Here is a 21704-nt window from a genome sequence, read left to right as displayed (position 1 = left end):
AACCCGATGCCCGGTCCTCTCAGGAAGACCGGGCATCGGGTCGTTAAGCTCATGGGCATGCGCCGACCCGCCTCCCTCGCCCTGCTGGCCGCCCTCGTCCTCGCTCCGACGCTCGCCGGGTGCAGCGTCATCGAGTCCACCGTCAAGGACTCCGTCGAGCAGGGCATCCGCGACGCCACCGGTGGCGACTTCGACGTGAACCTCGACGAGGGGCTGCCGGACGGATACCCCGTCGACGCGGTCCCGGTGGTCGACGGCACGGTCAACGGCGGACGTGGAACGGTCGACGGCAAGGACACCTTCGTCGTCACGGTCCAGGCGACCGACGCGGCCACCGCAGCGAAGGACGCGCTCGTCGCGGCGGGCTTCACGGTCGACGCGGAGATCGCGAACGGAGACGGTTCGATCGTGACGATGTCGACGACGGCCTACGACGTGAAGCTCGTCGCCTCGGCGGACAGCATCCTCTACACGGTGACGGTCAAGTAGCACTTCGACAGGCTCAGTGACCGGGCAGGGAGGGTTCAGAGACCGGGCAGGTCCTACGCGAAGAGCGTCTCGCCGACCCAGCCGTCCTTGCTCGCGCCCGGCGGCACCGCGAAGATCGCCGACCCGACGTGCTTGATGTACTCGTTGAGCGCATCGGTGGCCAGCGCGCGCTGCACGTCGATGAACTGCTTCGGCGATCGCTGGTACGACATGAAGAACAGTCCGGCGTTCAACCGCCCGAGGTCGTCGTTGCCGTCGACGAAGTTGTATCCGCGTCGCAGGAGCTTCGTGCCCTTGAGCTGGGTCGGGTGCGCCAGGCGCACGTGCGAGTGCTTGTCGATGAGCGGCTGATCCGTTGCGCCGACCGCGTCGAAGTCGGGCTCAGTGAACTCCTTACCGCCCGACAGCGGTGCGCCCTCGCCCTTGCTACGACCGATGACGCGCTCCTGCTCCTGGAGCTGCGCGCGGTCCCATGTCTCGATGATCATGCGGATCTTCCGGACCACGAGGTAGGAACCACCGCTCAGCCAGGCGGCGCTGTCTCCGTCCTGAACCCAGACCTGCTCCTCGACCGTCTTGGTCTCCTCGGACTTGACGTTCGCGGTGCCGTCTTTGAAGCCGAACAGGTTGCGCGGGGTGACCTGGCTGGTGGAGGTCGAGGAGGTACGACCGAAGCCGAGCTGCGACCAGCGGATGGAGGCGCGTCCGAACGCGATGCGGCTCAGATTGCGGATCGCGTGCACGGCGACCTGCGGGTCGTCGGCGCACGCCTGGATGCAGAGGTCGCCGCCGGTGAGGCCCGCCTGGAGGTTGTCGCCCGTGAAGCGGGGGAGCTTCTCCAACTCGGCCGGGCGCCGGTCGGCGATGCCGAACCGGTCCGTGCCGTCCTCGGCGGTGAAGAGCGTGGGTCCGAACCCGAAGGTGATCGTGAGCCCGCTGGCGGGCAGTCCGAGCGCTTCTCCGGTGTCGACCGGGGGAGCGAGCGGGGAGCCGTCGACGGCACCGCCGTCGGCGACCTCCTTCCCCTGCGTCATGCGCGCCGCGGCGACACTCCAGTCCTGGAGCAACTCGATGAGCTCCTCCCGGGTGGTCCCAGCCGACACGTCGTACGCGGCGAAGTGCAGGCGGTCCTGCGCCGGCGTCGTGATCCCGCTCTGGTGGGCCCCGTTGAACGGGTAGACCGTCGTGACGCCCGCGGCACTCGCCGAGGCGCTGACGGCGGCGGTGATGGCCGCGGTCGCCCCGGCTCCGGCCGCCAGCCCTGCGGCGCCCGCTCCGGCGAGGCCGAACAGCGCCCGGCGCGACAGCCCGCGCCGCGGGGCGTCGTTCGGTGGTGCGGACGCGGCGCCGGGTTCAGGCGCGGTGGGCGTGGACCCTGCCTCGGGTCCAGACGCGGTGGGCGTGGACCCTGCCTCGGTTGCAGGAGTCGTGGGGGGAGTGTGCTCGGTCATCGGACCTCATGCTATTCAGGGATGGCTGGAAGGCCGCAGGGCCGGAACCCCCAGAATGCTCTGAGCGGTTCCGGCCCGGCGCGCCGCGGAGGCGGCGGTGGATCCGTTCGGTGCTACTCGGCGACGCCGAGCACCGTGTGGGTGAGCTGCGACAGCGGCTCGGCGAGGGCGTTCACCTGGTCCGAGAGCTCCTTGCGCTGCTCCTCGGTGACGGTGTCGTAGCTCACGAAGCCGCTGTCGAGGCTGCCGTACTTCGCGAGCAGGTCCTGCAGCGCCGTGAACTCGGTCTCGATCTGGCCGACGAGCTTCGTGCCCGCGTCACCCTTGCTCGCGGCGATGTCCTTGACGTTGCCGAACGCGACCTCGGCTCCCTGCACGTTGGCCGCGAAGTCGTAGAGGTCGGTGTGGGACCACCAGTCCTCCTCGCCGGAGATCTTGCCGACGGCGACCTCGTCGAGGAGACCGATGGCACCGTTCGAGATGTCGCCGAGGCTCACGGTGAAGTCCTTCTCGGAGACGAGGTCGAACAGCTGCTGCACGTCGTCGACGAGTCCGGTGGCGAACTGCTGACGCTGTTCCGGCGTCGACGGCGTCCAGTCCGTCAGCGCGCTCGTGCCGTCGGAGTTCAGCGCGTCGGCTGCCGGCGGCCAGAGGTCCTTCTCGATCCGGTGGAAGCCGGTCCAGTCGAGTCCTTCAGCCACGGCGTCGACCTCGCGGTAGTCGATCTTCGGGTCGAGGTCGCCGAACGCCTCGGCCGTCGGCTCGATGCGTTCGTACGAGACGCGCGTCGTCGCGAAGAGCTGACGGGCGGTCTCATCGTCGCCGGCGGCGTACGCGTCGGTGAAGGCCTTCACCTGCGGCACGAGTTCGGCCACCTGCGACTTGATGTACGCGACATAGTTCGTCACGGCCTGGTCGGTGAGCGCCTGCTCGTCCTTCGAGACGGCCGCGTTCTCACCGGTGACGGTGAACTCCGCGAGACCGACGGGCGCACCGACGAGCTGGAACTTGCAGGCGGTGTAGTACGTGCCGGGGTTCAGCTGTGCGACGTAGGACACCGTCTGGCCCGGCGTCACGTTCTCCTTCTCGCCGACGATGCGCAGCTTGTCCGAGGCGAGGATCTCGAACTCGTTGACGTCGGTGCCGTTGTTGGTGATCGAGAACGTCACGGCACCGGCCGTCGCCTTCGCGACGGACACCGAGCACGAGTCGTCGGTGATGGCGACGGTGAGTGCGTCGCTTCCCGTCTTGTTCGGGACGCATCCCGTGAGGGCGAGGGCGAGGACGCCCGCGCCGGCGAGGCCGGCGATGATGCGGTGCTGCATGGAGACTCCTGTCGGAAGGTGCTGGTGCTTGGTTCGTGGTGGGGCGGGGACCGGGTCAGGCGTTCGTCGCGACCGGGGTCGTGACCGCCGTCGGGCGCCGACGGCCGAGACCCGAGACCCGGATGAAGCAGACGAGCGTGACGATCAGGTACAGCAGCCACGCACCGAACTGCGCCCAGGTCGGGGCAGGGGTGAAGTTGAAGAGTCCGCCGAGGACGGTGCCGTACCAGCTCGTTGGAGGGATGATCGCGCTCAGGTTGAACGCGGCCTGCCCCCAGCCGGGGATGACGCCCGCTTCCTGGAGGTCGCCGACGCCGTAGGCGAGGACGCCGGCAGCCACGACGACGAGGAAGAGCCCCGTCCACGTGAAGAAGGTGCCGAGGTTGATCCGGACGAATCCGCGGTAGATGAGATACGCGATGACGACGGAGGTGAGGATGCCGAGGAGCGCGCCGATCGAGCCGACGACGGCGCTCTCACCGGAGTTGACGCTCGCCCAGATGAAGAGGGCGGTCTCGATACCCTCGCGGCCGACGCTGATGAAGCCGAGGACGACGATGCCGATCGCCGATCCGGCGACGGCGGCGTCGAGTCGTGACTCGAGGTCGTGCTTGAGCTCTCGGGCGTTGCGCCCCATCCAGAAGATCATCCAGGTGACGAGCCCGACGGCCAGGATGGAGAGTCCGCCGCCGAGGATCTCCTGCGCCTGGAAGCTCAGCCCGTACGGTCCCCAGGTGAGGATGGCACCGACACCGAGCGAGACGACGATCGCGACGGCGACGCCGAGCCACAACCGGGGGAGGACGTCGCGGCGGCCGAGCTTGTTCAGGTAGGCGACGAGGATGCCGACGATGAGGCCTGCTTCGAGGCCTTCGCGGAGGCCGATGAGGTAGTTCGCGAGCACGTGACCGGACTTTCGGGCGTCGAGCAGGCGGTCGCCCAGGGGAGGCCGTCGTCTGCGGGGTGGGGATGCATCCGAGGGCGCGCCGGGCGGGGACCGTGGTCCGGGCGGGGCGCTGCGACTTCGGAACGCGGTTGGGTAAGGCTAACCTTATCCGACGTCGACCATAGCGCCTGATGCTGAGGCTGTCCAGATACAATCGGCGGATGACCGATCCGGCCTCCGACCCCAGCCTCCCAGACGGCCGCACGGTCGGCGACGACCGCTGGTTCCCGCCGACACCGCCGCAGCAGGACGCACCGCACGAGCAGTCCACGGCGTCGCGGGTGATCGGGATCGTCCTCGCGTTCCTCGTCGGTCTGGCGTACGGCGCCATCGGCACGGTCGCGCACGCCTGGGTGCCCTCCGTCCTCGGTGTCGCCCTCCCGGTCGGACTGGTGCTCGGGATCCTCGGCGTGGCCATGCTCCTGGTCGGACTCCGCATCGTCCTGGGAGACCGGCTCGCAGCGTCGGCAGCGGCGCTCGGGGTCATCCTCATGATCGGGATCCTGCTGCTCGAGAGCACCGGCGGCTCCGTCCTCATCCCGCAGAGCGTCTCGGGCCTCGTCTGGACCATCGCGCCCGGTCTCATCGCCGTCCTCGTCGTCGCGTGGCCGAAGCTCCCGGAGCGCGCCCGCACGCGCGACGAGCGCCCCGCGGGACCGGCGCCCGAACCGTTCCCCGTCTCGCCGCAGGCGTAGACTGGACAACTCAGTGCTCGTGAAGGGAGCCACCCGCCCGTGACCTACGTGATCGCCCTGCCGTGCGTCGATGTGAAGGACCGCGCCTGCATCGACGAATGCCCCGTCGACTGCATCTACGAGGGTGAACGGTCGCTCTACATCCACCCCGACGAATGCGTCGACTGCGGTGCGTGCGAGCCGGTCTGCCCGGTGGAGGCCATCTACTACGAGGACGACCTTCCCGAGGAGTGGGCGGACTACTACAAGGCCAATGTCGAGTTCTTCGACGAGATCGGTTCCCCGGGTGGGGCCGCGAAGGTCGGCGTGATCCCCTCGGACCACCCGCTCATCGCCGCGCTGCCGCCACAAGCCCACGAGTAGTCGCGTGGCACTGCAGCCGCTGCCCGACTACCCGTGGGACCTCATGGTCCCGTATGCGGAGCAGGCCCGTCGGCACCCCGACGGCATCGTCGACCTCTCGATCGGTTCGCCGGTCGATCCGACTCCCGGCCTCATCCGGGATGCGCTCCGAGCGGCCACGGACGCACACGCGTACCCGACCACGGTCGGCACGCCCGAACTCCGGCAGGCGATCGTCGACTGGTTCGCGCGCCGTCGTGGTGTCGAGGGGCTCACCCTCGACGCGGTCCTCCCGACGATCGGCTCGAAGGAACTCGTCGCGCTGCTCGCCTTCCTCCTCGGCCTGGGCGCCGGCGACACCGTGGTCCACCCGGTGGCCGCCTATCCGACGTACGCGGTCGGCGCGGCGATCGCAGGAGCCGAGGCGTTCGCCTCCGACGACCCCGCCGAATGGCCGGAGAGCACCCGGCTGGTCTGGCTGAACTCCCCAGGCAACCCCGACGGTCGTGTCCTGTCGGTCGACGAGCTGCGCGCAGCCCGAGCCAGAGCCCGCGAACTCGGCGCCGTCCTCGTGGGCGATGAATGCTACGCGGAACTCGGCTGGGAGGGGGAGTGGTCCGACACCCCGACCCCGTCCGTGCTCGATCCACGCGTGACCGACGGCGACACCGAGGGTGTCCTCGCGATCTACTCCCTGAGCAAGCAGTCCAACCTGGCCGGCTACCGTGCCGCGTTCCTCGCGGGCGACGAGCGCCTGGTGCGTCGGCTGGTCACCGTCCGGAAGCACGCGGGTCTCATGCTGCCGGCCCCGCTGCAGGCCGCCATGGTCGCGGCGCTCGGCGACGACGCCCACGTGGCGGAGCAGAAGGCCCGGTACCGCGCCCGACGCGAGGTGCTGCTCCCGGCCGTCCGCGAGGCCGGGTTCCGGGTCGACCGCAGCGAGGCGGGACTGTACCTGTGGATCACCGAAGGCCAGGACGCCTGGGTGAGTATCGACCGCCTGGCGTCGATCGGTGTCCTGGCGGGTCCAGGGGTGTTCTACGGCGAGGCCGGACCGCAACACGTGCGGCTCTCCCTGACCGCCACCGACGAGCGCATCGCGGCCGCCGCGGCCCGACTTCGGGGACTCCGCCCGATTTCGGGGTGAACTCCAAGGAAGTCGCCGGATCACTGTGGGAAACAGCAGTAGGGTCCGAAGCCGATTAGGCTGTATGTGACACGCCGTCGTATCGGAGGGCGATGTCGAGTCCCTATCGCACAAAGATATGAGGAGGCGCCGTGGGCGACGTCGAGAAACAGGCTTCCACCGAGACGCAGCAGGTCACCCTGAACTACCCCGGCGGAACGGCCGAATTCCCGATCCACCAGTCAGCCCAGGGCGCGTCGAGTATCGACATCTCCTCGCTCACGCGGCAGACCGGCCTGACCACGCTCGACTACGGGTTCGTCAACACCGCGGCGACCAAGTCGGCGATCACGTACATCGACGGCGACCAGGGCATCCTGCGCTACCGCGGCTACCCGATCGAGCAGCTCGCGAAGCAGTCGACCTTCCTCGAGGTCGCCTGGCTGCTCATCCACGGTGAACTCCCGACTGCGGACGAACTCGGCGGATTCGACGAGAAGATCCGGCGCCACACGCTCCTCCACGAGGACCTCAAGCGGTTCTTCTCGGCGCTCCCGCACACGGCGCACCCGATGGCCGTCCTGTCGAGCGCCCTGCAGGCCATGTCGACCTACTACGAGTCGGACGCCAATCCGCACGATCCCGACCACGTCGAGCTCACGACGGTCCGCATGCTCGCGAAGCTCCCGGTGATCGCCGCCTACGCGCACAAGAAGTCGGTCGGGCAGGCGTTCCTCTACCCCGACAACTCGCTGAGCTTCGTCGACAACTTCCTCAAGCTGAACTTCGGCAACCTCGCCGAGCCGTACGAGATCGATCCCGTCCTGTCGAAGGCGCTCGACCTCCTGCTCATCCTGCACGAGGACCACGAGCAGAACGCCTCGACCTCTACGGTCCGCCTCGTCGGATCCACCGGAGCGAACCTCTACGCCTCCGTGTCCGCCGGTATCAACGCCCTGTCGGGTCCGCTGCACGGTGGCGCGAACGAGGCTGTCCTGCAGATGCTCGGCCGGATCCAGGAGTCCGGCGAGGGCGTGCAGCGCTTCGTCGACCGCGTGAAGAACAAAGAAGACGGCGTGAAGCTCATGGGCTTCGGGCACCGCGTCTACAAGAACTACGACCCGCGCGCCAAGCTCGTCAAGGAGAGCGCCGGCGAGGTGCTCCGGGCGCTCGGCATCAACGACCCGCTGCTCGACCTGGCTCAGGAGCTCGAGCAGATCGCCCTGGAGGACGACTACTTCAAGGAGCGCAAGCTCTACCCGAACGTCGACTTCTACACCGGCGTCATCTACAAGGCGATGGGCTTCCCGACGCGGATGTTCACGGTGCTCTTCGCCATCGGACGCCTGCCCGGGTGGATCGCCCACTGGCGTGAGATGAACCTCGACCCGCAGACCAAGATCGGGCGCCCGCAGCAGCTGTACACGGGTTCGCCCGAGCGTCCCTTCCCGACGCGCTAGTCCCGTCGGTTCTTGAGCCTGTCGAAGGGCGGTTCCTGAGCCTGTCGAAGAACGGCCCCGCATCCACCTCGGATGCGGGGCCGTTCTGCGTCCCGGGAGCCCGGGTCAGGCGTGCAGTGCCGCGTTCAGCTCGACGCCCGAGCCCGAGCGGGGGAGCACCTCGACGGCACCGGTGAGTGAGTTCCGACGGAACAGGAGGTTCTGGACACCCGACAGCTCGACCGCCTTGACCGTACGCGGCGCGCCTTCGGCCGTGGCCGCAGCACCCGCGAGGACGACCTTGGTGCCCGCGGTCACGTAGAGACCCGCCTCGACCACCGAGTCGTCGCCGATCGAGATGCCGATGCCGGAGTTGGCGCCGAGGAGGGCGCGCTGACCGATCGCCACCCGCTGCGTCCCGCCGCCGGAGAGCGTCCCCATGATCGACGCACCACCCCCGATGTCGCTGCCGTCACCGACGACGACGCCCTGCGAGATGCGTCCTTCGACCATCGACGCGCCGAGGGTCCCGGCGTTGAAGTTGACGAAGCCCTCGTGCATGACGGTGGTGCCCGGTGCCAGGTGGGCGCCGAGCCGGACGCGCGAGGCGTCGGCGATCCGGACCTTGTCGGGCGTCACGTAGTCGAGGAGTCTCGGGAACTTGTCGATGCCGGTCGCGTGGATGCCGGCGCGGAGGAGCGACGGTCGGAGGCGGTCGAAGTCCGCGGGGTGGACGGGGCCGGCGTTGGTCCAGACGACGATGGGGAGGTGCGCGAAGACACCGTCGAGCGAGATCGTGTTCGGCTGGACGAGCAGGTGGCTGAGCAGGTGCAGCCGCAGGTAGGCGTCCGGGGTGCTCTGCGGAGCGGCCTGCAGCTCGATCTCGACCGTGACGATGTCGATGCGGACGGCCCGGCGCTCGTCGTCGGTCGCGAGGGCCTCGAGGTCTGCGGGGGCGATCCAGCGGTCGCGGCCCTCGGGGATCCGTCCGAGCGAGGGCTCGGGGAACCAGGTGTCGAGCACGGTGCCGTCGGCGGCGATGGTCGCGAGGCCGGAGCCCCAGGCGTGAGTCGGAACAGGGGTCTCGGCAGGCGCAGCGGTCATGGCTCCAGGGTACCGGCCAACACTCAGGTCGACGGCCAATACACTGGTGCCATGCCAGCCGAAGTCCCCGTACTCGACCTGTCCGTCTCCTCGGTGGAACTCACCCAGCAGCTGTGCGACATCGCCTCCGTCTCGGGGGATGAAGCCCGCATCGCCGACGCGATCGAGGCGTCGCTCGAGGGTCTCGAGCACCTGACGATCGTGCGCGACGGCGACACGGTGGTCGCTTCCACTTCGCTCGGACGTGCACAGCGGGTCATCATCGCCGGCCACATCGACACCGTCCCGATCAACGGAAACGTCCCGACCCGGTTCGAGGAGCGCGACGGCGAGGCGGTGCTCTGGGGTCGAGGGACGGTCGACATGAAGGGCGGCGTCGCGGTCCAGCTGAAGCTCGCGGCTGAGCTCACCGATCCCATCGTCGACATCACCTGGATGTGGTACGACAACGAGGAGGTCGCATCCGACCTCAACGGCCTCGGGCGTCTCGCGCGGAACCGTCCCGACCTCTTCGTCGGTGACTTCGCGATCCTCGGCGAGCCGAGCAACGCCGGCGTGGAGGGTGGCTGCAACGGAACGCTGCGTGTCCACGTGAGCGCCCACGGCAAGCGCTCGCACGCGGCCCGGAGCTGGGTCGGCGTCAACGCGATCCACGCGATCTCCCCGGTCCTCGCGACGCTCGCCTCGTACACGCCACGGGAGGTCGAGGTCGACGGGCTCGTCTACCGGGAGGGCGTCAACGCGGTCGGGATCACCGGCGGCGTCGCCGGGAACGTGATCCCGGATTTGGTCACCGTCGAGGTGAACTACCGCTTCGCTCCGAGCCGGACGGGTGCCGAGGCGCTCGCCCACCTCGAGGAGCTCTTCTCCGGCTTCGAGGTCGTGCAGACGGACGTCGCAGAGGGCGCTCGTCCCGGGCTCGACGCGCCGATCGCCCAGGATTTCCTGGCCGCGGTCGGCGGCACACCGGCCCCGAAGTACGGCTGGACGGACGTCGCACGCTTCTCCGCACTCGGCGTCCCCGCCGTCAACTACGGACCGGGTGACCCGCTCCTCGCCCATGCCGACGACGAGCGCGTCCCGCTCGCGCACATCGAGGACTGTGAGCGCGGGCTCCGCGCCTGGCTGACCGGGCCCGATGGACGCTGACACGGCCCACTCGACCGAGGTCGAGGAGCGGCTATCGATGCTCCGGCGCTGGGCCCGCCTGCCCTGGTGGGGGCGGATCACCATCGTGTACGTGGTGTCCCGCCTGGTGACGACCGCGATGTTCGCGGTCGCGAGTCTGCTGCAGGCGCCGGACTCCCGGTTCGGCGCGTTCCCCTCGCTCGGCACGCTCGCCGCCGGCTGGGACGGACAGTGGTACTGGTGGATCGCGACGTACGGTTACCCGACCCAGCTGCCGCTCGATGACGCCGGCCGGGTCGCGGAGAACGCGTGGGCGTTCATGCCGGTCTATCCGGGGGTCGTGAAGGCGCTCTCGGTCGTCACCTTCCTGCCGTGGCCGGTCATGGCCGTGATCGTCTCGCTGTGCTGCGGCTTGGGGGCGGCCCTGCTGTTCCACCGGCTCCTGCGCATCCGCCTCGGCGATGAACGGGCGATGTTCGCCGTCGTGCTGTTCTGCATCGCCCCGCTCAGCGCCCTGTTCCAGGTCGCCTACGCGGAATCGATGTTCCTGCTGCTGCTGACGCTCGCGCTGCTCCTGCTCGTGACTCGCCGGTACGGCTGGCTCCTCGCGGTCATCCCGATCATGGCGTTCACCCGCCCCGGAGTCCTGGCCTTCTCGCTCCTGCTGGGCCTCCATCTCATCGTGCGGATCGTCACGCGACACCGCGACCCGCTCGCGCGCCGCGAGGTCGTCCTCATCCTCGCGGGCGGGGCCCTCGCCGCCGTCGCCGGATTCTCGTGGATGGTCATCGCAGGCCTCGTCACCGGGACGCCGGAGGCGTACCTCGAGACGGAGCTGGCGTGGCGGGCCGCCTTCATCGGGGAGCAGCCCCTGGTCCCGTTCTCCGCCTGGATCCAGGGAGGCCAGTTCTGGTTCGGGGATGGTCCGGGCATCGCCGTCGTCGCCGCCATCTTCGTCGGCTCCGTCGTGCTCCTGTTCCTCCCACCGGTGCGCCGGCTCGGTGCCGACCTCCGGTTGTGGGTGGGGTCCTACCTCCTCTACCTCTTCGCGGTGTTCTTCCCGCAGACGAGTGTCTTCCGGCTGCTCGTACCGGTCTTCCCGCTCCTCGGCGCGGTCGCCGTCCCACGGAACCGCTGGTACCGCGGTGGCGTCGTCATCGTCTCGCTGGCGTTGCAATGGTGTTGGATCTTCGTCATGTACGGCCTCGCGAACGCGTATTGGACCATTCCCTGAGCGCAGATCCGGCGTCATCCTGCGCCTCGCCGCGCTCAGGATTATCACGAGCCCCCGTGATACGAGATAATGGGGGTCAGTCGAATAACGAGAGGGGACTCGCATGGCCGCAATGAAGCCACGCACCGGAGACGGGCCAATGGAGGCCGTGAAGGAGGGTCGGCTCATCATCGTGCGAGTGCCTCTTGAAGGGGGAGGGCGTCTCGTCGTGTCGGTCAACGACGCAGAGGCTCAAGAACTGCATGATGCACTCGCGGGTGTGGTGAGCGCGGGCTGAACCCCGTCACCGACGCCGCATGAGCCGAGAACCGGCCGTCATCACTGCTCTCAGAGTCAGGATGGCGGCCGGTTCGTCGTCGTACGGAGGGCTCAGAGGTTCGGTTTGGTGATCTGCAGGAGGCCGTCGCCGGCGGGGGACAGGGCGCTGACGACCGCGTCGGACGCGGAGATCTCCTGGACGAGCGAGCGGAAGAGTCCTGTGGTCTCGTCCCGCTGAGCCGGATCGGCCACGCGGCCCCGCCAGAGCGCGTGCGGGACGAGCACGGTGCCGCCGGGGCGCACCAGACGGAGTCCGTGCTCGACGTACTCGATGACCGATCCCGGGTCTCCGTCGACGAGGACGAGGTCGTAGGAGTTCTCGTTCATCCGCGGCAGGACGTCGAGCGCGCTGCCGGTGATGAGGCGGATACGGTTGGTCGTGATGCCGGCCTCCGTGAACGCCGCGCGTGCCTGCTGCTGGTGCACGATCTCGGTGTCGATGGACGTCAGCACCGCGCTCGTGGCACCGCGGAGCAGCCAGAGCCCGGAGACGCCGGTGCCGGTCCCCACCTCGACGATGGACTCCGCGCGGGTGGCCGCGGCCACCACCGCGATCTGCGCGCCGATCGCCGGGGAGATCGGTTCGACGCCCAGTTCGTGCGCGTGAGCGCGCGCCGTGAGCATCGCAGCGCTTTCGACGACGACGTCGCCCGCGTACTTCCAGTTGAGATTGTGTTCTGACACCTTGCCTCCGGATCCCAGCGTATGGCCTGCAACTGCTCCGACAGCTGAGGCTCGCGCGGTAGTCTGATGTCGTGTTCGGTCTGACCTTCGACAAACTCCTCATCATCGGGGTCATCGCCGTGTTCCTGCTGGGTCCGGAACGGCTGCCGTACTACGCCTCGCAACTGGCGCGACTCGTCCGCACCCTCCGCGACCTCGCCTCCGGCGCCAAGGACCGGATGCGCGAGGAGATGGGACCGGAGTTCGACGAGGTCGACTGGAAGAAGCTCGACCCGCGTCAGTACGATCCGAGACGCATCATCCGCGAGGCGCTCCTTGACGACGAGCCTCCGGTGACGCCGACGGTCGCGACGACCGCTCCGCTCGACGCGGCTCCCGCTGCCGCGGCCGCCGCTGCAGCCGTTCCGTCGCTCGAGAAGCCGAAGTCGATCCAGGCGGCGACCGACGAGCGCCTGCGCCGACTCGCCGCCGGAGAGACCGCCGCGCCCCCGTTCGACCTCGAGGCCACCTGAGTCCGCTTCGGTCGCACACGTCCGACCCGGACGGCTCAGCTCGTGCTGACGCCGAGACGACGACCGGCGAGGCCACGAGGTCTCGCAGCGAGCTGACCGGCCAGCCGGAGGATCTCGGCAGCCGCGGGATCCGTCGGATCCGAGAGGACGATCGGCAGCCCGGCGTCCCCGCCCTCCCGAAGCGGAACGCTGAGCGGGACCGAGGCGAGGAGCGGTACCGGGGCGTCCTGGCCGATCGACAGCCGCGCCGCGAGCGCCTCGCCACCCCCTGAGCCGAACAGCTGCAGGACGCTGCCGTCGGGCTGGGGGAGACCCGCCATGTTCTCGATGACGCCGTGGACGCGCTGCCCGGTCTGGCGCGCCACCACGCCGCTGCGCTCGGCCACCTCGGCGGCGGCCGGCTGCGGTGTCGTGACGACGAGCACCTCGGCGTGGGGGAGCAGCTGGCCGATGGAGATGGCGACGTCCCCGGTGCCGGGCGGGAGGTCGAGGAGCAGCACGTCGAGGTCGCCGAAGAACACGTCGGTCAGGAACTGCTGGATGGTGCGGTGGAGCATCGGTCCGCGCCAGGCGACGGCGACGGCGGTGGTGCCGTCCGTCGGTGCGTCGATGAACATGCCGATCGAGACGACCTTCACACCGTGGGCGACGGGCGGCAGGATCATGTCGCCGACCTGCGTCGGTTTGACGGCCAAGCCGTTCTCGACCAGTCCGAGGAGCCCCGGGATGGAGAACCCGTGGACGTCCGCGTCGACCAGGCCGACCCGCAGGCCGCTGGCGGCGAGTGCGACGGCCAGGTTCGCGGTCACCGTCGACTTCCCGACACCGCCCTTGCCGCTTGTGACGGCGTACACGCGGGTCAGTGAGTCCGGGCCGAACGGGATGCCGCGGGCGCTGCGGCCGCCACGCAGGCGCTCCGTGAGCGCCTGACGCTCCGCCGTCGTCATCACCTGGACGTCGACCGCGACGCTCGTCACCCCGGGGGTCGCCGCGGTGGCCTCACGCACGTCGCGCTCGATGCTCGCCGCTGCCGGGCAGCCGACGATCGTGAGCTTGATGGTGACGTCGGCGGCACCGGTGTCGTCCACCGTGATCGGGCCGACCATGTCGAGTTCGGTGATCGGTTTGCGGATCTCCGGGTCGATGACTCGGGCGAGCGCGGTCCTGATCCGCTCGGCGAGGCCGGTGTCAGCCGCGCCGGTGTCAGCCGCGCCGGCGTCAGCCACGCCGACGCTCGGGCCCGTCGTGTTCGGGCTGGTCGGTGCGATCCCGATCGAGTTCCTCGAGGAGGGAGCGCAGCTCGGCGCGGATGAAGTCCTTCGACGCCATGTCCTTGAGGGCCAGTCGCAGGGCGACGACCTCACGGGCGAGGTACTCGGTGTCGGCGAGGTTGCGTTCGGACCGCTGCCGGTCCTGCTCGATCTGCACGCGGTCGCGGTCGTCCTGTCGGTTCTGGGCGAGCAGGATCAGCGGCGCGGCATACGAGGCCTGGAGCGACAGCACGAGGGTCAGGGCGACGAAGCCGATGTCGACGGAGTCGAACCGGAGGGCGAGTGGACCGTAGGTGTTCCACGCGATCCACAGGATGACGAAGAGGGTGAGGCCGAGGAGGAACCACGGCGTGCCCATCGCCCGGGCGATCCACTCGGTGAACCGGCCGAAGCGGTCGCGCGAGGCCGGGGCGCGGCGGATGGAACGGACGGAACTCCGAAGCCCCTTCGGAGCGTCGAGCCGGACCTCATTGCGGGGAGCTCGTGCCACGACCTGCCCTCCTTCCGTTCGATCCGAGCCGCTGTTCCGACGCCGGGAGTTCATCGTTCTCGTCGATGCTGCGCCAGTCGTCCGGGAGCAGGTAGTCGAGGACGTCGTCGATCGTCACGACCCCCAGGAGCCGGTGCTGTTCGTCGACGACGGGCACCTGGACGAGGTTGTAGCTCGCGAGGATCCGCGAGACCTCGGCGGCGGAGGTCCGCACGCCCACCGGATCGAGGCTCTGATCGAGCAGGGTCCCGAGGCGCTCGTGCGGTGGGTACCGGAGCATGCGCTGGAAGTGCACCATCCCGAGGAAGCGTCCCGTCGGCGACTCGTACGGCGGCAGGGTGATGCAGACGCCGGCTGCCAGCGCCGGCGCCAGCTCGGAGCGTCGGATCGACGCGAGGGCCTCCGCAACGGTGGCGTCGGCGGAGAGGATGATCGGCTCGGTCGTCATGAGGCCACCAGCGGTCTCCGGGTCGAACCGGAGCAGCATGCGGACGTCCTCCGCCTCCTCCGGCTCCATGAGCTCGAGGAGGTGCTCACCGCGGTCCTCGGGGAGCTGGGCGATGAGGTCGGCCGCGTCGTCCGGCTGCATCTGATCGAGGACGTCGGCTGCGCGGTCGTCGTCGAGCTGGGCGAGGATCTGCACCTGGTCCGTCTCGGGCATCTCCTCGAGCACGTCCGCGAGGCGGTCGTCAGACAACTCCTCCGCGACCTCGATCATCCGGTCGCGCGGGAGGTCGAGGAGCGTGTTCGCGAGGTCGGCCGGTTTCAAGTCGGCGTAGGTCGCGATGAGCTGCTCGGCGGACTGGGCCTCGCCGAGCTCCTGCTCCTCGCGCAGCTCGTTCCAGGTGGCGAAGGTGGTCGGGCCCTTCACGAAGGGGGAGGCGGTGGTCTTCGGGCGGCGGACGAACAGCTGCGACACCTGCCACTCGCCGGGGCCCTGCTCCTCGATGGCGACGTCCTCGATTGTCGCCTCCTCACCGGTGGCGCGGAAGACGACGCGTCGGCCGAAGAGTTCGGCGATCACGCGCACCTCGCCACCGCGCTGCTCGAACCGGCGGACGTTGATGAGTCCCGTGGTGATGATCTGCCCGGCGCCGATGCTCGTCACGCGGCCGATCGACACGAACACACGGCGTTTCCCGGGGATCTCGACGATGAGGCCGACGACCCGCGGGGGTTTGCCGGTGCGGTAGACGACGAGCACGTCCCTGACCTTGCCGACACGATCACCCGCGGGGTCGAAGACGGTGCACCCGGCGAGCCTGGCGACGAACACTCTGGTTGCACTCACGACTACTAACCTACCCGCCGGTGGTCGGCCTGGAGTGCCCGCTCGGGGCGGGGTGAGAGGATGGAGGCATGAGTGATCCGCGACAGTTCGGCCGGAAGGGCGCCCCGGCGCTCGGCGTCATCCCGCGAGGCGAGACGGTGGCCAGCTACGAGAGTTACGAGTCCGCGCAGGCCGCGATCTCGTCGCTCGCCCACACCGATTTCCCGGTCAAGGAGATCTCGATCGTCGGCAGTGATCTCAAGAGCGTCGAACGCGTCACCGGTCGCCTCAGCTACGGCCGTGCTGCGGGAGCCGGTGCGGTCAGCGGTGCCTGGCTGGGACTGTTCCTCGGGCTCGTCCTCGTCATCTTCAATCCCGAGACGAACCTCATGCTGCTCGGAGCCGCGGTGCTCATGGGTGCCGCGTTCGGCATGCTGTTCGGCATCGTGTCGTACTCGGTGACCCGCAAGCGGCAGGAGTACACCTCGGCCACGCTCGTCGTGGCGACGCGCTACGACCTCATCGTCGGCGGTGAGCTCGCGAACCGCGCACGCAACCTCCTGGAGCGCGGCCCGGAGACCGACGCGAGCTGATCCAGCCGCGTCAGGCTCCGAGCCGTCGCCCGGCGGACGGGCTCAGCGCGCGAGCCAGGCCTCGACCTCGTCCGCGGTGCGCGGGATGCCGGCCGACAGGTTCTCCGCGCCGTCCTCGGTGACGAGGATGTCGTCCTCGATCCGGACGCCGATGCCGCGGTACTCCTCGGGGACCGTGAGGTCGTCGACCTGGAAGTAGAGGCCGGGTTCGATCGTGAAAACCATGCCGGGCTCGATCACGGCGTCGGCGTACATCTCGCGGCGGGCCTGGGCGCAGTCGTGCACGTCGGTGCCGAGGTGGTGGCTGGTCCCGTGCACCATGTACCGCCGGTGCTGCTCGTTCTCCTTCAGGAGCGCTTCCTCGGCGGTGACGGGGAGCAGGCCCCATTCGGCGGTCTTGCGTGCGATGACCGCCATCGCGGCCGCGTGCACCTCGCGGAACCGGATGCCGGGGCGGACGATGGCGAAGGCCTCGTCGGCCGCCTCACGGACGGCCTCGTAGACCCGTCGCTGGACCTCGGTGAACGTGCCGGACACCGGGATCGTGCGGGTGATGTCGGCGGTGTAGTAGCTGTCGAGCTCGACGCCGGCGTCGATGAGGATGAGGTCGCCCGGGACGACCCGTCCGTCGTTGCGCGTCCAGTGGAGGATGCAGGCGTGCGGTCCGGCGGCGGCGATGGTCTCGTACCCGACGCCGTTCCCGTCGGCTCGAGCCCGCCCGGCGAAGACGCCCTCGACGATGCGCTCGCCGCGCTCGTGAGCGAGGACCTTCGGGAGTTCAGCGACGACGTCGTCGAAGCCGCGGGCGGTCGCGCCGACGGCGAGACGCATCTGCGCGATCTCGTAGGCGTCCTTCACGAGGCGCATCTCGGACACGGCGCGCGTCAGGTCGTCGTCGACGTCGACCGTGAGATCGGCGGCGTCGGCGGTGAACGCCGAGAGGTCGGCGGTCGCGACCGCGAGGTCGGCTGCCACCTGGGCGAGCGACGGACGCGCGCCGATCCAGAACTCGCCGATCGCGGCGTTCGTGTAGAACTCGTCGGTGTCGCGGCCCGCTCGCTCGCGGAAGTACAGGGTCGCGGTGTGGCCGGACTCCTCGGGATCGAGCACGAGGACGCTGTCGGGCTCGGTGTCGGCCGCCCAGCCGGTGTAGTACGAGAAGGCGGAGTGCGCCCGGTACAGGTAGTCGGTGTCGTTCGACCGTTGCTTCATCCCGCCCGCGGGGAGGACGAGACGCTGACCGGGGAACTGGGCCGAGAGGCGTTCACGACGAGCCGCTGCGAGGCCGGCGGTCTCCCGCGGCTCCGGCAGGACCTCTGGGCGGTCGGCCCACCCGGTGCCGATGAAGGCGCGGAAGCCCTCGGACCAGGCGGCCGCCCGGTTGGAGGTCGCCTCGGTCTGGACGGTGTTCGAATTGGATGTGTCTGCGGAAGTCGCCATGCCTCCATTGTCGCACTGCGGTCGCGACAGGCACCCGACGCTCAGCTCGCCGTGCGGGGGAGCAGCGTCGCGACCACGGGCCGGTGATCACTGCCCGTGCCGTCGACGTCGGTCAGCACGTGAGCCGACACCGTGACCCATCCCGGTGTCGCCATGACGTGGTCGATCGGTGCGCCGAGGACAGCCGGGAGCCCGGTCGGCCAGGTACCGAGCCCGGCTGCCGTGTCGGCCGCGGCGGCGTCGTGGCACGCGCCGAGGTCGCCGACGCCGCGCAACCCGGCGAGGTGGTCGAGCGTCGCGTTGAAGTCACCGGCCATGATCACGTCCGCGTCGTCGGTGCAGCGGCCGGCGAGATCGGCGAGCTCCGCACGCCAGTCGTCGAGCCGACTCGGCAGTGGGGCCGTGGTGTGGACCGCGACGAGGGTCGGTCCGCGGCCGAGGACCGGATCGGCGATGAGGGTCTCCGAGCGCTCGATGGCGGTCGGGCCGGTCACCGTCGGTGCACGGACCGCGTACTCGCCGAGTCCGGTGCTGATGAGGAGGCTCGTCCCTCCTGCGTCGGCGTCGGTCGAATGCGCAACCATCGGCCGTCCGGCGGCGGTCATCGCGGCGGCGACGACCGCCGCGGTGTCGGACGAGGTCTCCGGCAGGGAGACGACGTCGGCGCCCTCACGCACCGCGATCGCCGCGATCGTCCCGGGGTCGACGGCGTCGCCGAGGGTGTTCCAGGCGAGGACCGTGACCTGATCCGCGAGATCGGTCGCCTCTCCGGCGACCATCTGGTCGTCGATCCCGCGGTTGGCGGTGACGACGGCGCCGGTGACCGAGACCGCGGCGAGGACGACCGCCAGGATGGCGGGGAGCACGCGGCGGGACCCACGGACGAGGATCGCCGTCACGAGGCAGAGCAGGGCGCCGCCCGCGGCGGCGATCGCCACGAGGAGGCGGAACGCGCTCAGCTGGACGACGACCTGGGCCTGCTCGAGACCGAACGGCCCGGGGAGGACGGCCACGACCAGCAGGGCCGTGGTCGCGATCGCGAGCACGGCCGCGATGACGCCACCGACGGTCTTCAGCACCCGCGTCAGCGTAGGCGAGCGGTCTGGGAGTCCTCGGGGCAGGACCTGCGACTAGGGTGGAAGCGTGGTGAGCGCTCGAGACATGCACGGCCCCGCCGATCTGCACACGCACTCGAGCGTCTCGGACGGCACGGAGACGCCGACGCAGCTGATGCGCGCGGCCGGTGCCGCGGGGCTCGGCACGATCGCCCTCACCGACCACGACTCCACCGCCGGCTGGGCCGAGGCGGCCGTCGAGTCGCGTCGCCAGGGCATCACCCTGCTCCCCGGAATGGAACTGAGCACCCGCTACGAGTGGCGGAGCGTGCACCTGCTCGCGTACCTCATCGATCCGTTGAACGGCGACCTGCTCCAGGAGACCGCGAAGATCCGGGAGTCCCGGCTCCGGCGGGCCGAAGGCATCGTGGCACGCATCGGCGGCGACTACCCGCTGTCCTGGGCGGACGTCCTCGCGCAGACCCGCGAAGGTGCGACCGTCGGCCGGCCCCACATCGCCGACGCCCTCGTCGCCCTCGGGATCGTGGCCGACCGCGGTGAAGCCTTCGACGGCATCCTGCATCCGCGCACCGGCTACTACGCGCCGCACTACGCGCCCGACCCGCTCACCGCGGTCAAGCTCGTCCGCGCCGCCGGTGGCGTCCCCGTGATCGCCCACCCGGTCCCGGCCGGCCGCGACCGGATGCTGCCGGAGCCGTACTTCCGCGAACTCGCTGACGCGGGCCTGTTCGGGCTCGAGATCGAGCATCGCGAGAACACCGAGGAGGGCAAGGTCGTCGTGCGGCGGATCGCCTCCGAGCTGGGCCTCGTCGCGACCGGTTCGAGCGATTATCACGGGACCGGTAAGCCGAACCGCCTCGGCGAGAACACCACGGACATCGACGTGGTCCGACGCATCGTGGCTGAAGCCACCGGCTCGGCACCCGTCCTGCCTGACTGATCTGCGGCGCGTCCGGAGTGCCCTTCGACGCGCTCAGGGACCGGGTGTACTTCTCCCGGTCACTGAGCTTGTCGAAGTGCCCACGGGGGCGCAGCGGATGTGAAGGGACGCCGGTCGGAGCACCCTTCGACAGGCTCAGGGACCGGTATCCTTCGGTCACCAACCGTGTCGAGCGCAGCGCTCGCGACATGCAGAACGCCCGCATCCGGAAGGGTGCGGGCGTTCTGCGTGGCGGACCTACGCCGTGGGAGCCGGGGGAGCGGTGCGGCGCGTCCGGCTCCGACGGCGGGGAGCGCTGTTGCCGTCGCGGTGCTCCGGACCGTGGCCGTCGTGGGTGCCTGCTGCGGGCGCGCTGCGGTCGACGGTGTCGGTCGAGGCGGCGTCGTGGGTCCGCGAGTGGGCGCGGGTGCTCGGCTGGGACTCGAGCCGGGTGCTGGTCGGCTGCGTGCGGTCGCCTCCGCGTCCGCCGCGCTCACCACCGCGACCGCCGCTGGTCCGTGAACCGTCGCGTCCGCCGCCGGTCCGCGAACCGTCGCGTCCGCCTGCGCTCCGCGAACCCTCGCGCCGCGGGGCGGGCTCGACGGCCTTGGCGGGCTTCAGCCGGCCCTTCGTGCCCTCCGCGATCCCGAGGTCGGTGAACAGGTGCGGGCTCGAGGAGTAGGTCTCCGTCGGTTCCGGCTGACCGAACTCGAGGGCGCGGTTGATGAGCGCCCACTTGTGGAGGTCGTCCCAGTCGACGAACGTGACGGCGATACCCGTCTTCCCGGCGCGACCGGTACGGCCGACGCGGTGGAGGTACGTCTTCTCGTCCTCGGGGATCGTGTGGTTGATGACGTGGGTGACGTCGTCGACGTCGATGCCACGAGCGGCGACATCGGTGGCGATCAGGACGTCGCGCTTGCCGGCCTTGAACGACGCCATCGCCCGCTCGCGCTGCTCCTGGTTCAGGTCGCCGTGCACCGCCGCGGCGTTGAACCCGCGGTCGGTCAGTTCCTCGACGAGCTTCGCGGCGGCACGCTTGGTCCGCGTGAAGATCACGGTCTTGCCGCGACCCTCGGCCTGCAGGATGCGCGAGATCACCTCGTCCTTGTCGAGCGAGTGCGCGCGGTAGATGAGGTGCTTGATGTTGGCCTGCGTGAGCCCCTCGTCGGGGTCGCTCGCGCGGATGTGGATCGGCTTGCTCATGAAGCGGCGGGCCAGGGCCACGATCGGACCGGGCATGGTCGCTGAGAACAGCATCGTGTGACGCGCGGCGGGGGTCTTCGAGAAGAGCTTCTCGATGTCGGCGAGGAAGCCGAGGTCGAGCATCTTGTCGGCCTCGTCGAGCACCATCTCGGTGATGCCAGAGAGATCGAGGAGGCGCTGGTTGTTGAGGTCGATGAGACGGCCGGGCGTGCCGACGACGATCTGGGCGCCGGCCTTCAGCTGCTCGATCTGACCCTCGTAGGCCTTGCCGCCGTAGATGGAGACGAGCGTCGTCGACCGGTTCGAGATGAGGATCTCGATGTCCTCGGACACCTGGACGGCGAGCTCACGGGTCGGGACGACCACGAGGGTCTTGACGCCGGGAGCCGGGTCGAGGCCGAGGCGCTGGACGATCGGGATGCCGAACCCGAAGGTCTTGCCCGTGCCCGTCTTGGCCTGGCCGATGATGTCCTGGCCGGCGAGCCCGAGGGGGATCGTCTGCTCCTGGATGGGGAATGGTTCGATGATGCCCTTGGTCGTGAGGGCGTCGACGATGTCCTGGTCGACACCGAGATCAGAGAAAGTCACGGAGATACCTGTCAGTGCAGTCATGGTCTACACCTTCGATTGCACACAGGTGTAGGGC

At 69.7% G+C, this 21704-nt stretch carries 22 protein-coding genes; 11 read left to right on the top strand and 11 right to left on the bottom strand.

The window, feature by feature from the left end; genetic code table 11:
* The first annotated feature begins 57 nt into the window (after window positions 1–57).
* Complete coding sequence (locus IFU30_RS11390) at window positions 58–489, top strand: hypothetical protein (protein WP_192005231.1); 432 nt, start codon at window positions 58–60, stop codon at window positions 487–489.
* Window positions 490–542: 53 nt separating this feature from the next.
* Here the strand turns inward: IFU30_RS11390 and efeB are convergent, their stop codons facing one another.
* The 3 genes from efeB to efeU all read right to left on the bottom strand — a co-directional run bounded on the left by efeB (window position 543) and on the right by efeU (window position 4169).
* On the bottom strand, window positions 543–1940 hold the full coding sequence (gene efeB, locus IFU30_RS11385; RefSeq protein ID WP_192005230.1) for an iron uptake transporter deferrochelatase/peroxidase subunit: 1398 nt from the start codon (window positions 1938–1940) through the stop codon (window positions 543–545).
* 113 nt (window positions 1941–2053) lie between these two features.
* Complete coding sequence (gene efeO, locus IFU30_RS11380; RefSeq protein WP_124769013.1) at window positions 2054–3265, bottom strand: iron uptake system protein EfeO; 1212 nt, start codon at window positions 3263–3265, stop codon at window positions 2054–2056.
* Between the two features lie 55 nt (window positions 3266–3320).
* Window positions 3321–4169: an iron uptake transporter permease EfeU gene (gene efeU, locus IFU30_RS11375; protein ID WP_192005229.1), complete on the bottom strand. Its 849-nt coding sequence runs from the start codon at window positions 4167–4169 to the stop codon at window positions 3321–3323.
* A 203-nt stretch (window positions 4170–4372) separates the two neighbouring features.
* On the opposite strand from efeU, the gene IFU30_RS11370 reads away from it, so the two are divergent.
* The 4 genes from IFU30_RS11370 (at window position 4373) to IFU30_RS11355 (ending at window position 7834) form a co-directional block, all read left to right on the top strand.
* Window positions 4373–4906, top strand: a complete 534-nt coding sequence (locus tag IFU30_RS11370) for a hypothetical protein (protein WP_192005228.1) — start codon at window positions 4373–4375, stop codon at window positions 4904–4906.
* Window positions 4907–4945: 39 nt separating this feature from the next.
* Window positions 4946–5269 carry a ferredoxin gene (gene fdxA, locus IFU30_RS11365; RefSeq protein WP_079705538.1) on the top strand — a complete coding sequence of 108 codons (324 nt, stop codon included), beginning with the start codon at window positions 4946–4948 and terminating at the stop codon, window positions 5267–5269.
* Window positions 5270–5273: 4 nt separating this feature from the next.
* Window positions 5274–6395, top strand: a complete 1122-nt coding sequence (dapC, locus tag IFU30_RS11360; protein ID WP_342450852.1) for a succinyldiaminopimelate transaminase — start codon at window positions 5274–5276, stop codon at window positions 6393–6395.
* 179 nt (window positions 6396–6574) lie between these two features.
* Window positions 6575–7834 carry a citrate synthase gene (locus tag IFU30_RS11355; protein ID WP_064296340.1) on the top strand — a complete coding sequence of 420 codons (1260 nt, stop codon included), beginning with the start codon at window positions 6575–6577 and terminating at the stop codon, window positions 7832–7834.
* 105 nt (window positions 7835–7939) lie between these two features.
* Here IFU30_RS11355 and dapD read toward each other — a convergent pair whose 3' ends face one another.
* Window positions 7940–8917: a 2,3,4,5-tetrahydropyridine-2,6-dicarboxylate N-succinyltransferase gene (gene dapD, locus IFU30_RS11350; protein WP_192005227.1), complete on the bottom strand. Its 978-nt coding sequence runs from the start codon at window positions 8915–8917 to the stop codon at window positions 7940–7942.
* A gap of 51 nt (window positions 8918–8968) precedes the next feature.
* Here dapD and dapE point away from each other — a divergent pair, with 51 nt between their 5' ends.
* From dapE to IFU30_RS11335, 3 genes are all read left to right on the top strand, one after another.
* Window positions 8969–10066 (top strand): succinyl-diaminopimelate desuccinylase, encoded by a 1098-nt coding sequence (dapE, locus tag IFU30_RS11345; RefSeq protein WP_086473657.1) that lies wholly within the window; start codon window positions 8969–8971, stop codon window positions 10064–10066.
* Window positions 10056–11279 (top strand): hypothetical protein, encoded by a 1224-nt coding sequence (locus tag IFU30_RS11340; RefSeq protein WP_249404753.1) that lies wholly within the window; start codon window positions 10056–10058, stop codon window positions 11277–11279. The genes dapE and IFU30_RS11340 overlap by 11 nt, the downstream gene beginning before the upstream one ends.
* Before the next feature lie 103 nt (window positions 11280–11382).
* A complete protein-coding gene (locus IFU30_RS11335; protein ID WP_079002123.1) occupies window positions 11383–11556 on the top strand; it encodes a DUF3117 domain-containing protein in 174 nt (57 codons plus the stop codon).
* Window positions 11557–11648: 92 nt separating this feature from the next.
* On the opposite strand, the gene IFU30_RS11330 is transcribed toward IFU30_RS11335, so the two are convergent.
* Complete coding sequence (locus IFU30_RS11330; protein WP_064296167.1) at window positions 11649–12281, bottom strand: O-methyltransferase; 633 nt, start codon at window positions 12279–12281, stop codon at window positions 11649–11651.
* 71 nt (window positions 12282–12352) lie between these two features.
* Here IFU30_RS11330 and IFU30_RS11325 point away from each other — a divergent pair, with 71 nt between their 5' ends.
* Window positions 12353–12793 carry a Sec-independent protein translocase TatB gene (locus tag IFU30_RS11325; protein ID WP_079705542.1) on the top strand — a complete coding sequence of 147 codons (441 nt, stop codon included), beginning with the start codon at window positions 12353–12355 and terminating at the stop codon, window positions 12791–12793.
* Between the two features lie 35 nt (window positions 12794–12828).
* Here IFU30_RS11325 and IFU30_RS11320 read toward each other — a convergent pair whose 3' ends face one another.
* The 3 genes from IFU30_RS11320 to IFU30_RS11310 are packed head-to-tail and all read right to left on the bottom strand — an operon-like array spanning window position 12829 to window position 15845.
* Complete coding sequence (locus IFU30_RS11320; RefSeq protein ID WP_240043920.1) at window positions 12829–14019, bottom strand: Mrp/NBP35 family ATP-binding protein; 1191 nt, start codon at window positions 14017–14019, stop codon at window positions 12829–12831.
* Window positions 14012–14554, bottom strand: a complete 543-nt coding sequence (locus tag IFU30_RS11315) for a DUF1003 domain-containing protein (protein WP_071261025.1) — start codon at window positions 14552–14554, stop codon at window positions 14012–14014. The genes IFU30_RS11320 and IFU30_RS11315 overlap by 8 nt, the downstream gene beginning before the upstream one ends.
* Window positions 14532–15845, bottom strand: coding sequence for a magnesium transporter MgtE N-terminal domain-containing protein (locus IFU30_RS11310; protein ID WP_079705545.1), 1314 nt, complete (start codon window positions 15843–15845; stop codon window positions 14532–14534). Before IFU30_RS11310 ends, IFU30_RS11315 begins: the two co-directional genes overlap by 23 nt.
* A gap of 68 nt (window positions 15846–15913) precedes the next feature.
* On the opposite strand from IFU30_RS11310, the gene IFU30_RS11305 reads away from it, so the two are divergent.
* Entirely contained in the window at window positions 15914–16417 is a 504-nt protein-coding gene (locus IFU30_RS11305) for a general stress protein (RefSeq protein ID WP_191940793.1), read from the top strand.
* 42 nt (window positions 16418–16459) lie between these two features.
* Here IFU30_RS11305 and IFU30_RS11300 read toward each other — a convergent pair whose 3' ends face one another.
* Together IFU30_RS11300 and IFU30_RS11295 are read right to left on the bottom strand one after the other, a co-directional pair.
* Window positions 16460–17857, bottom strand: a complete 1398-nt coding sequence (locus IFU30_RS11300) for an aminopeptidase P family protein (protein WP_192005226.1) — start codon at window positions 17855–17857, stop codon at window positions 16460–16462.
* A gap of 41 nt (window positions 17858–17898) precedes the next feature.
* On the bottom strand, window positions 17899–18936 hold the full coding sequence (locus IFU30_RS11295; protein ID WP_192005225.1) for an endonuclease/exonuclease/phosphatase family protein: 1038 nt from the start codon (window positions 18934–18936) through the stop codon (window positions 17899–17901).
* An 82-nt stretch (window positions 18937–19018) separates the two neighbouring features.
* On the opposite strand from IFU30_RS11295, the gene IFU30_RS11290 reads away from it, so the two are divergent.
* The gene (locus tag IFU30_RS11290; protein ID WP_085510529.1) at window positions 19019–19873 is read left to right on the top strand and encodes a PHP domain-containing protein; all 855 of its coding nucleotides are present in this window, start codon (window positions 19019–19021) and stop codon (window positions 19871–19873) included.
* A 237-nt stretch (window positions 19874–20110) separates the two neighbouring features.
* Here the strand turns inward: IFU30_RS11290 and IFU30_RS11285 are convergent, their stop codons facing one another.
* Window positions 20111–21670 carry a DEAD/DEAH box helicase gene (locus IFU30_RS11285; protein WP_192005224.1) on the bottom strand — a complete coding sequence of 520 codons (1560 nt, stop codon included), beginning with the start codon at window positions 21668–21670 and terminating at the stop codon, window positions 20111–20113.
* Window positions 21671–21704: the final 34 nt, after the last annotated feature.

The organism is Plantibacter sp. CFBP 8798, from assembly GCF_014841195.1.
Taxonomy (GTDB): domain Bacteria; phylum Actinomycetota; class Actinomycetes; order Actinomycetales; family Microbacteriaceae; genus Plantibacter; species Plantibacter auratus.
Note: the sequence above shows the minus strand (reverse complement) of the source record. Positions and strands in the feature narration are given on the sequence as shown.

What these genes read in the sequence shown, in the direction of transcription:
- IFU30_RS11390 (WP_192005231.1), top strand. Translation starts at nt 58, where the DNA reads ATGCGCCGACCCGCCTCCCTCGCCCTGCTGGCCGCCCTCGTCCTCGCT.
- efeB (WP_192005230.1), bottom strand. Translation starts at nt 1,940, where the DNA reads ATGACCGAGCACACTCCCCCCACGACTCCTGCAACCGAGGCAGGGTCC.
- efeO (WP_124769013.1), bottom strand. Translation starts at nt 3,265, where the DNA reads ATGCAGCACCGCATCATCGCCGGCCTCGCCGGCGCGGGCGTCCTCGCC.
- IFU30_RS11370 (WP_192005228.1), top strand. Translation starts at nt 4,373, where the DNA reads ATGACCGATCCGGCCTCCGACCCCAGCCTCCCAGACGGCCGCACGGTC.
- dapD (WP_192005227.1), bottom strand. Translation starts at nt 8,917, where the DNA reads ATGACCGCTGCGCCTGCCGAGACCCCTGTTCCGACTCACGCCTGGGGC.
- dapE (WP_086473657.1), top strand. Translation starts at nt 8,969, where the DNA reads ATGCCAGCCGAAGTCCCCGTACTCGACCTGTCCGTCTCCTCGGTGGAA.
- IFU30_RS11340 (WP_249404753.1), top strand. Translation starts at nt 10,056, where the DNA reads ATGGACGCTGACACGGCCCACTCGACCGAGGTCGAGGAGCGGCTATCG.
- IFU30_RS11335 (WP_079002123.1), top strand. Translation starts at nt 11,383, where the DNA reads ATGGCCGCAATGAAGCCACGCACCGGAGACGGGCCAATGGAGGCCGTG.
- IFU30_RS11305 (WP_191940793.1), top strand. Translation starts at nt 15,914, where the DNA reads ATGAGTGATCCGCGACAGTTCGGCCGGAAGGGCGCCCCGGCGCTCGGC.
- IFU30_RS11300 (WP_192005226.1), bottom strand. Translation starts at nt 17,857, where the DNA reads ATGGCGACTTCCGCAGACACATCCAATTCGAACACCGTCCAGACCGAG.
- IFU30_RS11290 (WP_085510529.1), top strand. Translation starts at nt 19,019, where the DNA reads ATGCACGGCCCCGCCGATCTGCACACGCACTCGAGCGTCTCGGACGGC.
- IFU30_RS11285 (WP_192005224.1), bottom strand. Translation starts at nt 21,670, where the DNA reads ATGACTGCACTGACAGGTATCTCCGTGACTTTCTCTGATCTCGGTGTC.